Annotated in this window: 12 protein-coding genes; 4 read left to right on the forward strand and 8 right to left on the reverse strand. The window is 70.4% G+C overall.

Annotated elements, in window-relative coordinates:
- Nucleotides 1–366: 366 nt before the first annotated feature.
- Nucleotides 367–930 carry an SMI1/KNR4 family protein gene (locus tag AC3A57_RS22710; protein ID WP_487580975.1) on the forward strand — a complete coding sequence of 188 codons (564 nt, stop codon included), beginning with the start codon at nucleotides 367–369 and terminating at the stop codon, nucleotides 928–930.
- Between the two features lie 265 nt (nucleotides 931–1,195).
- Here AC3A57_RS22710 and AC3A57_RS22715 read toward each other — a convergent pair whose 3' ends face one another.
- From AC3A57_RS22715 to AC3A57_RS22745, 7 genes are all read right to left on the reverse strand, one after another.
- Nucleotides 1,196–2,512, reverse strand: a complete 1,317-nt coding sequence (locus AC3A57_RS22715) for a sensor histidine kinase (protein ID WP_487580976.1) — start codon at nucleotides 2,510–2,512, stop codon at nucleotides 1,196–1,198.
- Nucleotides 2,509–3,195, reverse strand: coding sequence for a response regulator transcription factor (locus tag AC3A57_RS22720; RefSeq protein WP_487580977.1), 687 nt, complete (start codon nucleotides 3,193–3,195; stop codon nucleotides 2,509–2,511). Before AC3A57_RS22720 ends, AC3A57_RS22715 begins: the two co-directional genes overlap by 4 nt.
- A gap of 6 nt (nucleotides 3,196–3,201) precedes the next feature.
- Nucleotides 3,202–4,314 (reverse strand): type 1 glutamine amidotransferase domain-containing protein, encoded by a 1,113-nt coding sequence (locus tag AC3A57_RS22725; RefSeq protein ID WP_487580978.1) that lies wholly within the window; start codon nucleotides 4,312–4,314, stop codon nucleotides 3,202–3,204.
- A 96-nt stretch (nucleotides 4,315–4,410) separates the two neighbouring features.
- Complete coding sequence (locus AC3A57_RS22730; protein WP_487580979.1) at nucleotides 4,411–5,124, reverse strand: 2OG-Fe dioxygenase family protein; 714 nt, start codon at nucleotides 5,122–5,124, stop codon at nucleotides 4,411–4,413.
- A 43-nt stretch (nucleotides 5,125–5,167) separates the two neighbouring features.
- Complete coding sequence (locus AC3A57_RS22735) at nucleotides 5,168–5,566, reverse strand: MAPEG family protein (RefSeq protein ID WP_487580980.1); 399 nt, start codon at nucleotides 5,564–5,566, stop codon at nucleotides 5,168–5,170.
- 139 nt (nucleotides 5,567–5,705) lie between these two features.
- A complete protein-coding gene (locus AC3A57_RS22740) occupies nucleotides 5,706–7,466 on the reverse strand; it encodes a M28 family metallopeptidase (RefSeq protein WP_487580981.1) in 1,761 nt (586 codons plus the stop codon).
- Nucleotides 7,467–7,619: 153 nt separating this feature from the next.
- Nucleotides 7,620–8,288 (reverse strand): DUF4097 family beta strand repeat-containing protein, encoded by a 669-nt coding sequence (locus AC3A57_RS22745; protein WP_487580982.1) that lies wholly within the window; start codon nucleotides 8,286–8,288, stop codon nucleotides 7,620–7,622.
- A gap of 237 nt (nucleotides 8,289–8,525) precedes the next feature.
- On the opposite strand from AC3A57_RS22745, the gene gpmI reads away from it, so the two are divergent.
- From gpmI to AC3A57_RS22760, 3 genes are all read left to right on the forward strand, one after another.
- A complete protein-coding gene (gene gpmI / locus AC3A57_RS22750; RefSeq protein ID WP_487580983.1) occupies nucleotides 8,526–10,061 on the forward strand; it encodes a 2,3-bisphosphoglycerate-independent phosphoglycerate mutase in 1,536 nt (511 codons plus the stop codon).
- On the forward strand, nucleotides 10,061–11,323 hold the full coding sequence (locus AC3A57_RS22755; protein WP_487580984.1) for a murein hydrolase activator EnvC family protein: 1,263 nt from the start codon (nucleotides 10,061–10,063) through the stop codon (nucleotides 11,321–11,323). Before gpmI ends, AC3A57_RS22755 begins: the two co-directional genes overlap by 1 nt.
- 244 nt (nucleotides 11,324–11,567) lie before the next feature.
- Nucleotides 11,568–12,953: a S41 family peptidase gene (locus AC3A57_RS22760; protein ID WP_487580985.1), complete on the forward strand. Its 1,386-nt coding sequence runs from the start codon at nucleotides 11,568–11,570 to the stop codon at nucleotides 12,951–12,953.
- A gap of 80 nt (nucleotides 12,954–13,033) precedes the next feature.
- On the opposite strand, the gene AC3A57_RS22765 is transcribed toward AC3A57_RS22760, so the two are convergent.
- On the reverse strand, nucleotides 13,034–13,351 hold the full coding sequence (locus tag AC3A57_RS22765) for a DUF1820 family protein (RefSeq protein ID WP_487580986.1): 318 nt from the start codon (nucleotides 13,349–13,351) through the stop codon (nucleotides 13,034–13,036).
- Between the last annotated feature and the right edge of the window lie 85 nt (nucleotides 13,352–13,436).

Consider the following 13,436-nt stretch of genomic DNA (forward strand, 5'->3'; position numbering starts at 1 on the left):
CCCGTTAACCGACGCGGTCAACTGCGCCGTGCGGCCAAACTCCCCGCAGCGCTTGCGCAGGCCGCTGCCGCGGAGCCGCTGCGCTTGGCCGGAGCGATTCCAGGGACGCTCCCGCTAGCGCACCAGGCGGCAACTTCGGATTTTCTGCGTCGGCATGTGCCCACCGGAGCGGGCAGCCTGCGATCCATTCGATATCGCCCTCGTCCCAACGGCGTTGCCAGCCGCCGGGCCATCGCCCGCCGCTTCACCTTCCGGACGCCTTGCGGCTTGTGGCCGTTCGATTTTCCCGCCCCGATGGACGCTGGACCACTTCGCTGGTTCAGCGACACTGCGGCCTCCGGTAAGGACTACCGATAGGGAGCGGTCATGAGTAAGGAATCGATACAGGAACGGCACGAGGTCTGCGTGCCGGCGGCACGACAGGCGATGGACCGGGCGGTGCAACGGCTGCGCGATTTCGTCGCCGAGACCGACGGCATGAGCTTGGTTTTCTCCGAGCCGCTGCCGATCGAGGCGATCGCGCAGTTGGAAAATAAGTACGGCCTGGCGCTGCCGCCGGCCTACGTCTACTTCCTGCTCGCCCACGGCGCCTTCGCCGTGCACTATGGCTGCAACGAACTGATCGGCATGGTCGATCCCGGACATCTGCACGTGGCGGCGCCGGACCCGGATAGCGCGGTCGACGGCGACCAAGACGAGGTCGCCGCGGCGATTGGTGAAGCGCTGTTTTTCCAGTACATCGACGACTTTTCGGTCGAGAACTTCTGGTGCTTCAACCCACGCGACCGGCGCGACGATGGCGAGTTGTGCGTGGTCCCTTACTACCACGATGAGGCATTCGTCCTACCGCAAGGGGCCGGCGCCCGCTTCCGCGATTTCGCCGCGCATACCGTCGATGCGGTCGACGATTTCATCGCCACTTACGCTTGAACGAAGCGGCGAGGGCCGGCGACGAGCACCGCTCGCTGTGCCGCCGCCGGAACGAGAAAGGGTAGATGCGACGCGTTCGCGCCCCAGCAACGCGCAGAACCTCGACGCTTTGGCCGTCGATCGAAACGCAAAGCCCGACGCGGCAAGAGCTTTTTGCGTGCCTCGCTCGTCTCCGGGTGTCCCGCAAAAAAGGCTTGGGGGTTCCCATTCTCGGACAGACGCCGCTTGGATCGCCGATCTCGACAGCAGCGGCGCAGCAAGTCCCTTACGCCGCTCCTACAGGAGCGGCGGCGATCGCAATCGGTGCGGAGAGATCGACGACGGCCAGCAGGCGACCATCGTCGCCGTGCTCCAGGCGCAGGCCGATGCGATAGCGCTCGCACAGCCGTTGCACGATCGCCAGCCCGAGTCCCTGGCCCGGGCTGCCGGCGCGACGGCGGTAGGCGTCGTGGAGGCGGGCGCGCTCCGCTTCCGGCACCGCGTGGCCGCGGTTGACGATGCGCAGCGCGCCGGTGTCGGCCTGGATGGCGACCCGGCCGCTGTCGCTGTGCGCGAACGCGTTGCCGATCAGATTGGACAACAGGATGTGCAGCACCGGCGCCGGCCACGGCGCCCGTAGCGAGGCGTCGACCGCGATGTCGACCTCGACCGGCTTGTGTTCGAGCAGCGGCGATTGCTCGATGATCACTTGTTCGATCAAGGGCAGCAGCGCGGTGGCCGCCGCGGCCGACGCCGGTTCCTCCTCGCGCGCCAGCGCGAGCAGGGCGGTCACCGTCTGTTCGAGCCGCAGCGCGGATTGCTGCAGATAATGCAGATGCCGTCGCCCCTGCGCGGACAGGGCCGGCTCGGCAAGCAACTGCTCGCTGGTGCTGCGGATCACCGCCAGCGGCGTGCGCAACTCGTGGCTGGCGTCGCGGGTGAATTCGCGTTCGCGCGCGACGAAGGCCAGGGTGCGTTCGATCAGCGCCGACAAGCCCTGCGCCAGCACGCCGACTTCATCGTCGGCGGTGCGCGTGCTCAGGCGCGTCGGCAAGCGCTCGGGCGAGAGCGTCGCGACTTCGGCGGCGAGGGCCGACAGCGGGGCGGTGGTGCGCCGCGCCAGCCAGTAGCCGATCGCCAGGGCGACGCCGAGCGTGGCCAGCGCCGACCAGGCCAGCAGGCTCAGCACGCGATCGCGCATCGGCCGCACCACCAACTGGCGGCCGACTTCGGCCACCAGCCACGGGCCGTCCGGATCGCCGTCCGGCGCGAGCGAGCGCAGGTGGTAATGGCGGCCGTCGCGCCCGGCGAATTCCCTGCGTCCGGGTTCGTCGGCGAATGCCGCCCGCAGATCCGCGGGCAGGCTGCCGCGATCGGTATGCACGCGCATATACGCGGCCTGCGGCTGCGGCCAGTGCGCGGAGGAGCCGCGGCGTTGCTGCAGCGTCGCGGCTTCCTGGGCCAGGGCGGCATCGAAGAACGCGTCTTCGGTCGCGTACATGAAGCTGATCGCGTACAGGCCGAACAGCCCGGCGACGAACAGCGCGAACGCAGCGAAGGCGAGCATCAATCGGTTGCGCAGGCGCTGGCGCGGCATGCTCATGGCTCGGCCCGCAACTGGAAGCCGACCCCGTGCACGGTGCGCAGCATCGGCCAGTCGAACGGCCGGTCCAGGCCCTGGCGCAGCAGGTACAGGTGCGAGCGCAACGGGTCGGACGGCGGCGCTTCGTCGCCCCACAGGCGCTGGATCAGTTCGCTGCGGGTCAGCGTGCGCGGCCAGGCCTCGGCGAGGATCAGCAGGATCCGGTACGGCGTGTGCTGCAGTTCCAGCGCACGGCCGTCGCGGCTGGCGCGGCCGAGGCGCCGGTCGATCCGCAGAGGGCCGACCTGCAGCGCATGGGCCTGGCCGCTGCGGTGGCGCTGCGACAGCGCCAGGCAGCGCGCGAGCAGCTCGGCGCCGGCGAACGGTTTGACCAGGTAGTCGTCGGCGCCGGCGGCGAAGCCGTCCAGTTTGTCCTGCAAGGCATCGCGGGCGGTCAGCATCAGCACCGGCACATGGCGGTCGGCGCGCTCGCGCAGCGCGGCACAGACCTGCAGGCCGTCCATGCCGGGCAGGGCTAGGTCGAGCACCATCACGTCGGGCGGGTCGGCCAGGGCCAATTGCAGCCCGCCCGGGCCGTCGGCGGCGAAATCGACCCGGTGGCCGTGGCCTTCGAACATCGCCGCCAGCGAGGCGCGCAGCGGCAGATGATCTTCGACCACCAGGATGCGCAGGCGTTCGGCCATCGGCGCTCAGTTCCCGATCCGCTCCATCAGCTGCTTAGCTTCGGCCATGTCCGGGTGGCTTTCCAGCACGGCGGCGACCAGCCGCCGCGCCGGCTCGCGCTGCTGCAGGCGCAGGTGCGCTTCGGCCATGCCCAGGCGCAGCTGCGGCTCGGGCATGTGCGGCTCGGCCAGTTGCATGACGCTCAGTGCGTCGCGCACCTGCGCTTGCGCTTGCGCGGCCTGCAACTGGTAGTAGCCGAGCAGGCCGATCAATTGCGCGTGATAGGCCTGCGGCGCCTGCGCCAGCCGCTGCGCGGCGGAGGCGTCGCCGGCCAGCCGTTGCCGCACCAGTTGCATGGTCTTTTCGTCGCGCCACGGCGTGCGCGCGGCCGGGGTGCGGCCCAACGCGGCGACCACGGCCTCGGCGACGCCGGGGGTGGAATAGGGGTTCTGGCCGGTGATCAGGCGGCCGTCGACGACCACGTGCGGCATCATCAATGCCGCTTCGCTCCAGCGCGCGCCGCGTTCGCGCAAGGCATCCTCGAGCTGGAACGGGTACTGCTTGGCCCAGCGCTTGCCGAACACGGTTTCTTCTTCGTTGCTGAAGCCGGTCATCGCGCGCCCCGCGGCCAGCGCTCGGCCATCGGCCAGGCGCACGCCGACCAGCGCCGCCGGACCGTGGCAGACCGCCGAGACCACGCCGCCGCGTTCGTACACCGCCGCGATCAGCGGGCCCAGGGCCGGATCGGCGGGCAGGTCGAACATCGCGCCCTTGCCGCCGACCACGTACACCGCGGCGTAGTCCTGCGCGCGCAGTCCGGCGGTGGCGCGGGTGTCGGCGAGCAGGCGTTGGGCTTGAGGATCGGCGAGCAGGCGCGCGTTGAACGGTTCCTTGGGGTCGTACTTGTCGGCCTCGACCCGGCCGCCGCGCGGGCTGGCGACCTCGACCTCCAGGCCGTTGTCGCGAAAGATCAGATAGGCCTGGGCGAACTCGTCCATCTCGAAGCCGGGACGGGTCTTGCCTTGGTCGCGGCCTTCGCCGCTGACCACGATCAGGACTTTGTCGCCGGCCCAGGCCGGCGTAATGGATGCGAAGGCGAGGCCTGCTAGCAGGCCGACGAACAGGGACAGGCGAGGCATGAGCGGTCTCCGCGATGGGGAGACCTCAGTCTGTGCGGCGGATGTGAATCGAACTTCAAATCGTCGCGCCGAGCCGTCGTCAGGGCGGCGCCGCAGTCAGGCGGACGGCGGTTCGGCGACGAAGGTCGCCACCAGCACGTCCCGCCAGGCCGGCTGCGTCGGGTCCAGCGGCGCGACCGCGGTGACGCCGTGGTAGACGTGGCGGTCGGCGGCCAGGGCGGTGTCGAGCGGACGGGTCAGGGTGAAGCTGCCGATCTCGGTGCCGTCGGCGAGGTGAAAGCTGGTGGTGCCGCTGCTGATGTTGTGGCGGTCGATCAGCAGCACCAGCACGTAGTCGACGCCGTCGCGGTGCACGCCTTCGGGGGTCGGTTGGCCGGCGGCGTCGGCGCGCGCCTCGATCCGGAACTGGTGCACTTCGATCCGCCACTGCGGCGTCTGCGGCGACAGGCCGGCGAACAGATCGCGGCAGAATTCCAGCACCGTGCGCAAGCATGCGCCCTCGGCGATGCGGTCGCGGATCGGTTCGAAATTGCGCGCGATCCCGCCCTGCAGGGTGTTGTAGTCGCGGCTCTGGTAATGCGGCTGGTGCGGCTGGCGCAGCACCGGCCCCTGGGCGCCGGCGGCGTACACCGCATGGCGGCGGCGGCGGTGCAGGCCGACCTGGGCCAGGTAGGGGTCGGGGGCCAGGTCGTTCCAACTGTCGGCGAAGGCTTGCCAGTCGTCGAGCGGGCGGTAGCGCTCCAGCAAGGCGCGCATCACGCCGGCGCCGACGAAAGCGAAATGGTCTTCTTGCAGCGCCAGCTTCAACATGGGCGAACGTCGGGTCCTGCGGCGGAGGTAAGGGGGCGTCGGCTCAGTTCGCGGCCAAGGCGGCCAGGACCAGCAGCGCGATCGCGCAGAGCAAGCCCAGCGCCCAGGCCAGGCTGCGCAGGGTCGGTCGGCGGGCGAGGTAGAACACGCCGTGGAGCGTGCGGAACGCGACGAAGGCCAGGGCGAGCGCGGCGATCCATTCGGTATCGACGCCGGCCATCTGCGCGCCGATCACCCCGGCGGCGAACGGGGCGAAGGCTTCGAAGGCATTGAGGTGGGCGGCGTAGGCGGCGATCGAGCGCGGATGGTCCTGGCGCGCCTGCCAGCCGCGCGGGTCGCGGTTGTCGTAGCGCTGGCCGGTGCCCTTGGCGACCGCCACCCACAGATACGGCAGCAGCGCGGCGATCAACAGGCACCAATACGCGGTGGATATGGTCAGCATGCGCGATCCCTCGGGCCGGCGCCGGTCGCGGCGACCGCATCAGCCTAGCGGAAAAAACGACGGCGCCCACGGGCGCCGTCGTCGTCTCGCTTTGCCCGGACGGCCGGTCCGCAGTCCGGCCGTGCGGCGGCGTGGCCGGCTACTTCGCCGGCGCCGCCTTGAGCTTGTCGTGCGCGGCGCGGAAGGCGTTGCCTTCGTACCAGTTCGGCCACTGCTCGTTGCCGGCCAGGGTCTTGCCGACCTGATACAGCGCGTCCAGGTCCTGGACCACGCCGTCGAGCTTCCAGTTCGGATCGAACTGATCGGCCGGCTTGTGGTAGCGGTTGTCGCGATAGTCGACCTGGGCCTTGCGGCCGGCGTCGGTGCCGCCCTCCAGCAGATCGTCGCCGCCCTTGGCGTACAGCGCCGGCACGCCGGCCTTGGCGAAGTTGAAGTGATCGGAGCGGAAGTAGAAGCCGTCCTGCGGCGTAGCCTCGGCGTGCAGCACCCGGCCCTGGCCGTCGGCGACGGTCTTGAGCAGGTCTTCCAGCTCCGAGCTGCCGAAGCCGACCACGGTCATGTCGCGCGCCTTGCCGATGATCGGCATGGCGTCGAGATTGATCACCGCCACGGTCTTGGCCAGCGGCACGGTCGGATGGGCGACGTAGTACTTGGAGCCGAGCAGGCCGGACTCTTCCAGGGTCACCGCCAGGAACAGCAGCGAGCGATCCGGCGGCGGCTGCTGCTTGCTGAAGGCCTCGGCGATTTCCAGGATGCCGGCGACGCCGGAGGCGTTGTCGACCGCGCCGTTGTAGATGGTGTCGTGGCCTTCGCCTTTGGGCTGGGCGTCGTGGCCTTCGTGGCCGCCTTCGCCGGTGTGGTGGCCCAGGTGGTCCCAGTGGGCCATGTAGACGACGGTTTCGTCGGGACGCTTGGCGCCGTCCAGGCGCGCGACCACGTTGCGCGAGGATTTCTCGCTGATCTCGCTCTTCAGATCGACCGAGGCCTTGGCCTGCAGCGGGATCGCCTTGAAACCGCGCTTGCCGGCGGCCTGGTACAGCGCATCCAGGTCCTGGCCGAGGTCGGCCAGCAGCTTGCGCGCGACTTCCTGGCCGATCCAGCCCTGCACCGGCAGGCGCGGCTCGGGGTCGTCCTTGGCCGGCAGGTCGAACTGCGCGCCGGACCAGGAGTTGCGCACCACGTCCCAGCCGTAGGACGCGCCGGCGTCGTCGTGGACGATCAGCGCCGCGGCGGCGCCCTGGCGCGCGGCTTCTTCGAACTTGTAGGTCCAGCGGCCGTAGTAGGTCATGCGCCGGCCTTCGAACAGGGTCGCGTCCTGGCCGTGGAAGCCCGGGTCGTTGACCAGGATCACCACCGTCTTGCCCTTGACGTCGACGCCGGCGTAGTCGTTCCACTGCTGCTCAGGCGCGTTGACGCCGTAGCCGACGAAGACCAGGTCGCTGGCCTGGAGCTTGACCTCGGGCTGGCCGGTGCGGGTGCCGACCACCATGTCGGCGCCGAACTTGAGTTCGCGCGGCTGGCCCTTCACCTCGAGCTTGAGCACCGTGCTTTCGTCGGCGATGGTCTGCACCATCGGCACGGTCTGGAAATAGCTGTCGCCGTTGCCGGGCTTCAGGCCCAGGCGCTTGAACTGCGCTTCCAGGTACTGGACCGTCTTTTCCTCGCCGGGGCTGCCGGGCGCGCGGCCCTCGAATTCGTCGGACGCCAGGGTTTTGACGTGCTGGGCGAAATCGGCCGGGTTGATCGCGCCGTCGAAGGCGTGATCGGCGGCGGCGGACGGGGTTGGGGCATCCGAGCCGGCGGGGGCCTGATCGGCCGGGGGCTGCTTGCACGCCGACAGCGCCAGCGTGGCGGCCACCAGCGAGGCGGCGGTGAGAAGCGAAGTTCGGTTTTGCGACATCGGACCTCCAGGGACGGCCGCGAGGGGCCGGGAATGGCGGAGGTCCATTCTAGGGGCAATGGTCCGGGCGGCGCTTCCCGCGCTGCGGCGCGACCGAAAGGCCCGGCGTCCGGCGCCTGCGCTCGGATCGCAGGCGCCGGACGCAGGCAAGGCTTACTGAGCCGGCGGGGTCGGGGTGTTGAAGGCGATCGGCGTGGCGCCGGTGATCGAACCGGTCTTGGCGCTGGCGTGCACGTACAGCACGACCTTGCGCTCGAACACCAGCGGACCGTCGACGCGCGCGTTCGGGCCGATCACCACCCGCGGGTCGCGCTGCGGCTTGAGCGGGAAGTTGCTGCGCGGCTTGGTGTACTTGATGCCGCCGCGCACGTGCGAGTCCACGCCGACGGTGACGTCGCCGTTGACCGTCTCGATGCCGCCGCTGACGTCGGTGTCGACCAGGCCGATCGAGCCGTTGACGGTCTCGATGTCGCCGCCGATGGTGCCGCCGCGGTCGACGAAGATGCCGCCGTTGACCGTTTCCAGGTCGCTGCTGGCGGTGGCCTTGGCGCCGAGGCGGATGCTGCCGTTGACGGTTTCCAGGCCGCCGGTCTGGCTGCCGGCGCCGATGTGGATGCTGCCGTTGACGGTCTCGGCATTGCCGACGCGGGCGTTGTCGCCGACCTTGATGCTGCCGTTCACGGTCTCCAGGTTGCCGCGCTGCTGACCGGCGTCGACGTCGATGCTGCCGTTGACCTTGCTGATCCCTTCCTGCGCGAACGCCAGCGGCGAGGACAGGGCGATCAGGACCGACAGGGCGAGAGTGAGGCGGTTACGGGTCATGGCGTGTTCCGTTTGGCTGATGGACAGGTACTGGGATGCGGCTATGGCCGAATCGGTTTAAGCCCTGCGACGAACGGCGCATCCAGGCGGCGGCGACGACGCCGGATCAAGCACTTGCGCGCGTCGCGCCGGCCGCGCGGCGCCCAGGCGTCGGCGCTTCGGGCTTGATCGCCGGCTTCGCTACAATCGCAGGGCCCGCCTGCGCCGGCCCCTGCCCCAAGTCATAGGAATCTCGACGTGTCAGCGCCCCCCCGCCCCAAGCCCGTAGTGCTGTTGATCCTCGACGGCTGGGGCCATCGCGACGATCCGGCCGACAACGCCCTGGCCCAGGCCGACCTGCCGAACTGGCGCGCGCTGCTGGCCAGCGAGCCGCACACCCTGATCCACACCGAAGGCCGCCATGTCGGCCTGCCGGACGGACAGATGGGCAATTCCGAAGTCGGCCACATGAACCTGGGCGCCGGCCGCATCGTCTACCAGGACCTGACCCGGATCGACGCGGCGATCGAGGACGGCAGCTTCTACGCCAACGCCGAGCTGCGCGCGGCCTGCGCCGCGGCGCGCGAGGCCGGCGCCACCCTGCACGTGATGGGCCTGCTCTCGCCGGGCGGCGTGCACAGCCACGAACAACACATCTTCGCCATGCTCGAGCTGGCCCGCCGCGAAGGCGTGGCCCGGGTCGCCGTGCACGCCTTCCTCGACGGCCGCGACATGCCGCCCAAGTCGGCCGCGCCGAGCCTGGAGCGCCTGCAGCAGGCCTGCGAACGGGCCGGCAACGCGCATATCGCCTCGGTCAGCGGCCGCTACTTCGCCATGGACCGGGACAAGCGCTGGGACCGCCAACTGCGCGCCTGGAACGCGATCGTCGAGGCCCAGTCCGAGCACCGCGCCGCGACCGCGCCGGAAGCGCTGGAAGCCGCCTATGCGCGCGGCGAGACCGACGAATTCGTCGCCCCGACCGTGATCGGCGCCGCCGCGCCGATCGCCGACGGCGATGCGGTGGTGTACATGAACTTCCGCGCCGACCGCGCGCGCCAGCTCAGCGCCGCCTTCGTCGATCCGGGCTTCGACGGCTACCACGCGCGCCGGCCGGCGCTGTCGCGCTACGTCTGCCTGACCGAGTACGACGCTCGGCTGCCGGCGCCGGTGGCGTTCGCGCCGGACGAACTGCGCAACACCCTGGGCGAACTGCTCGCCGCGCAGGGGCTGACCCAACTGCGCATCGCCGAGACCGAGAAGTACGCCCACGTCACCTTCTTCTTCAGCGGCGGGCGCGAAGAGCCCTATGCCGGCGAACGCCGCATCCTGGTGCCCAGCCCGAAGGTCGCCACCTACGACTTGCAGCCGGAAATGAGCTGCCCGGAAGTGACCGCGCAGCTGACCGCGGCGATCCGCTCGGGCGAGTTCGACGTCGCGGTGTGCAACATCGCCAACCCGGACATGGTCGGCCACACCGGCGACTTGCACGCGGCGATCCGCGCCGCCGAGGCGGTGGACGTGGCGATCGGCGCGGTCGCCGCGGCGGTGCGCGAGACCGGCGGCGCGCTGCTGATCACCGCCGACCACGGCAACCTGGAGATGATGCGCGATCCGGACACCGGCCAGCCGCATACCGCGCACACCGTCGGCCCGGTGCCGCTGGTCTATCTCGGCCCGCGCAAGGCCGCGCTGCGCAGCGGCGGCGCCCTGCGCGACGTCGCTCCGACCATGCTCGATCTGCTCGGCGTGGAACAGCCGATGGAGATGAGCGGGCAGAGCCTGCTGGTTTCCTGATGCGGCTGCGGCGCGCGCTGCTGCTGGCGGTCACCCTGACGGTCGCGCTGGCCGCGCCGGCGGCTGCGCAGAACAGCAGCCGCGAGACCGAGCGCAAGCTGGAGAAGGTCAAGAACGAACTCAAGTCGGTCTCGGCCGAACGGCGCAAGCTCGAAGGCCAGCGCGGCGACGCCTCGCAGCGCCTGCGCGAGGCCGACGAGAAGGTCGGCCGTTCCAACCGGGTGCTGCGCGAGACCGAGTCCCGGCTCGCCCGCGAGCAGTCCGCGTTGAAAGACCTGCAGGCCCGTCGCGACGGTCTCAACGCCAAGCTCGGCTCGCAGCGCAAGGAGCTCGCGCAACTGCTGCGCGCGGCCTACGCGCAGGGCAACGACGCGCCGCTGAAACTGCTGCTGTCGCAGGATAAAGTCGCCGACAGCAACCGCGTGCTGACCTACCACGGCTACGTGCAGCGCGACCGCGCCCGGCGCATCGCCGAGCTGTCGGCGCAGTTGCGCGAACTCGATGCGTTGGAGCGCGAGATCGTCGAGCGCCGCCAGACCCTGGACAGCACCCGCAAGCAGCAACGCGACCAGCTCGGCCAGTTGCAGCGCGACCGCAAGGAGCGCGCCAGCCTGGTGGCGCAGATCAACGAGAAGTATCAGGACCGCAGCGACCGCGAGCGCGAGCTCGGCCGCGACGCCAAGGGCCTGGAACAACTGCTGGCCAAGCTGCGCGCCGCCGCCGCGCGCGCCGAGGCCCAGCGCCGCGCCGCCGCCAAGGCCCGCGCCGAGCGCGAGGCGCGCGAAGCCAAAGCGGCCGCGGCCGCCGCGGCGGCCGGCAAGCCGGCGCCGCCGCGCGCGCCGCGCAAGCCCGCGGTCGAGGTCGCCAAGGCGCCGCCGCCGCAGGTCGGCGGCCTGGGCTGGCCGGTGTCCGGCGCCTTGCTGGCCGGTTTCGGCGGCGCCATGCCCGACGGCCGCAGCAGCGAAGGTCTGCTGATCGGAGCGCCCGCCGGCGCCACGGTCAAGGCGGTCGGCGACGGCACGGTGGTGTATTCGGAATGGATGACCGGCTACGGCCTGTTGCTGATCGTCGACCACGGCAACGGCTACATGAGCCTGTACGCCAACAACGACGCCCTGCTCAAGGACGCCGGCGCCAAGGTCAAGCGCGGCGACGCGATCGCCACGGTCGGCAGCTCCGGCGGCCACGGCCGGCCGGCGCTGTATTTCGAACTGCGCCGCGGCGGCCAGCCGGTCAACCCCAATGGCTGGCTGCGACGCTGAGCACGGTTTCCGTTTCCGGGGCGCTCGCGTACGCGGGCTCCCACCGGATCAAGCACTTGCGCGCTCGTGCAGCGCGCGCTGAACGAATCGGCGCTTCGTTAACGAAAGCTTGCGCGCGCGCGGCTTAACGTGCACAGATAGGCGATGGAACCCGCGCCCGCCGCGCGCGGTCGTAGCCAGGAGCCGGCCCGCCGTTCGCGGCGGTCCGTCGCCAGTCCCTCATCTCGCGTCCGGAGCGTCGTGCATGTCTTTGCGTTACCCCCTGCGTAGTCTGCTTCCGCTGGCCCTGGCGCTGGGCGCCGTACCGGCGTGGGCGCAGGAGCCGCCGGCCAAACCGGCCCAGGCGCCGCCGGCTCCTGCCAACGAAACGCCAAGCAACGAAGCGCCGGCCAAGAAGAAAGCCGCGGGCAAGGGCGAGGACAGCGAGTCCAAGGTGCCGATCGAGGAGATCCGCCGCTACGTCGCGGTCTACAACGCGGTCAAGCAGGCCTATGTCGAACCGGTCGACGACGCCAAGCTGATGCATTCGGCGATCCGCGGCCTGCTGTTCGACCTCGATCCGCACAGCGTCTACCTGGACAAGGTCGCGGCCGAGGATTTCGACGAACAGTCGCGCGGCGCCTACGACGGCATCGGCGTGGAGCTGCAGCGCCAGCCCGACGGCAGCCTGCGGGTGATCGCGCCGATCGACGACACCCCGGCCGCGCGCGCCGGGATCAAGGCCGGCGACGTGATCACCGCGATCGACGGCAAGCCGTTCAAGGTCGACGAAGGCGACAACTCCGGCCCGCTGCGCGGCGCGCCCGGCAGCAAGGTGGTGCTGACCATCGTCCGCGAAGGCCGCGACAAGCCCTTCGACCTGACCGTGGTGCGCGAGACCATCCGCGTGGCCAGCGTGAAGAGCCGCATGCTCGAGCCGGGCTACGGCTACCTGCGGATCAGCGCGTTCCAGGCCGACACCGCGGCCGATTTCGAAACCCAACTGGAGAAGCTCAAGGCCCAGGCCGGCGGCAAGCTGCGCGGGCTGGTGATCGACCTGCGCAGCAACCCGGGCGGCCTGCTGACCTCAGCGGTGCAGATCGCCGACGATCTGCTGGAGAAAGGCAAGATCGTCAGCACCCGCGGCCGCATCGCGATCAGCGACGCCGAATTCGGCGCGACCCCGGGCGACCGCCTCGACGGCGCGCCGCTGATGGTGCTGGTCGACGCCGGTTCGGCCAGCGCTTCGGAGGTGCTGGCCGGCGCCTTGCGCGACAACGGCCGCGCCCGCGTGATCGGCAGCCGCACCTTCGGCAAGGGGTCGGTGCAGACCGTGCTGCCGCTGGACAATGGCGACTCGGTCAAGCTCACCACCGCGCGCTACTACACGCCCAGCGGCAAATCGATCCAGGCCCTGGGCATCGTTCCCGACGTGGTGGTGCGCGCGGCCAAGCGCGACGGCGATTCGCGTCCGAGCTATTCGGAAGCGGCCCTGCCGGGGCATCTGCACGGCGACGAGGAAGACGCGCCGGGCAAGAACGCCGGCGAGGTGCTGGAAGGCGAAGCGCCTATCGCCGCGGCCCTGGCCGAACTGAAGAAGCCGGCGCCGGCCAAGCCGGTCGCCGATGCCGGCGCCGCTACCCGGCGCTGAGCGCCGGAGAGGATCGGCCAACGAAAAACCCGGCCGAGGCCGGGTTTTTTTGCGGGTTCTTCTTGTCCGCCGCCGGCCGCTCAGCGCGGCTTGGCCGGCAACGGAAACGGCGTGACCACTTTCTCGCCGGTGGCGGCATCGCGGATCGCCGACTGGCCTTTGCGTTCGACTTCCTCGATCCGCACGATGCTCTGCATCGGCAGGTGCAGCACCCGGGTATTGCCGAACTCGTCGCGCAGCCGCTCCTCGGTCGGATCGACCACCAGGCCTTCGTGCAGATCGAACACCAGTTCGCTGACCTCGGTGAAGCCCCACAGATTGCTCGAGGCGATCTTGCGCGCGTACAGCTCGTAGATCTTGCCGGCGTTGAGGAAGGTGATTTTGTAGAGCGTGGCCATGGCGGTGCGGACTCGGGACTCGGGACTCGGGACTCGGGACTCGGGACTCGGGACTCGGGACTCGGGACTCGGGACTCGGGACTCG

It is taken from the genome of Lysobacter sp. Soil_C_15, from assembly GCF_057657315.1.

Excerpts from the sequence above, each read along its gene's own strand:
- AC3A57_RS22730 (WP_487580979.1), bottom strand. The coding sequence starts at position 5,124 with ATGTTGAAGCTGGCGCTGCAAGAAGACCATTTCGCTTTCGTCGGCGCC.
- AC3A57_RS22720 (WP_487580977.1), bottom strand. The coding sequence starts at position 3,195 with ATGGCCGAACGCCTGCGCATCCTGGTGGTCGAAGATCATCTGCCGCTG.
- AC3A57_RS22710 (WP_487580975.1), top strand. The coding sequence starts at position 367 with ATGAGTAAGGAATCGATACAGGAACGGCACGAGGTCTGCGTGCCGGCG.
- AC3A57_RS22760 (WP_487580985.1), top strand. The coding sequence starts at position 11,568 with ATGTCTTTGCGTTACCCCCTGCGTAGTCTGCTTCCGCTGGCCCTGGCG.
- AC3A57_RS22725 (WP_487580978.1), bottom strand. The coding sequence starts at position 4,314 with ATGCCTCGCCTGTCCCTGTTCGTCGGCCTGCTAGCAGGCCTCGCCTTC.
- AC3A57_RS22715 (WP_487580976.1), bottom strand. The coding sequence starts at position 2,512 with ATGAGCATGCCGCGCCAGCGCCTGCGCAACCGATTGATGCTCGCCTTC.
- AC3A57_RS22740 (WP_487580981.1), bottom strand. The coding sequence starts at position 7,466 with ATGTCGCAAAACCGAACTTCGCTTCTCACCGCCGCCTCGCTGGTGGCC.
- AC3A57_RS22735 (WP_487580980.1), bottom strand. The coding sequence starts at position 5,566 with ATGCTGACCATATCCACCGCGTATTGGTGCCTGTTGATCGCCGCGCTG.
- AC3A57_RS22755 (WP_487580984.1), top strand. The coding sequence starts at position 10,061 with ATGCGGCTGCGGCGCGCGCTGCTGCTGGCGGTCACCCTGACGGTCGCG.
- AC3A57_RS22765 (WP_487580986.1), bottom strand. The coding sequence starts at position 13,351 with ATGGCCACGCTCTACAAAATCACCTTCCTCAACGCCGGCAAGATCTAC.
- AC3A57_RS22745 (WP_487580982.1), bottom strand. The coding sequence starts at position 8,288 with ATGACCCGTAACCGCCTCACTCTCGCCCTGTCGGTCCTGATCGCCCTG.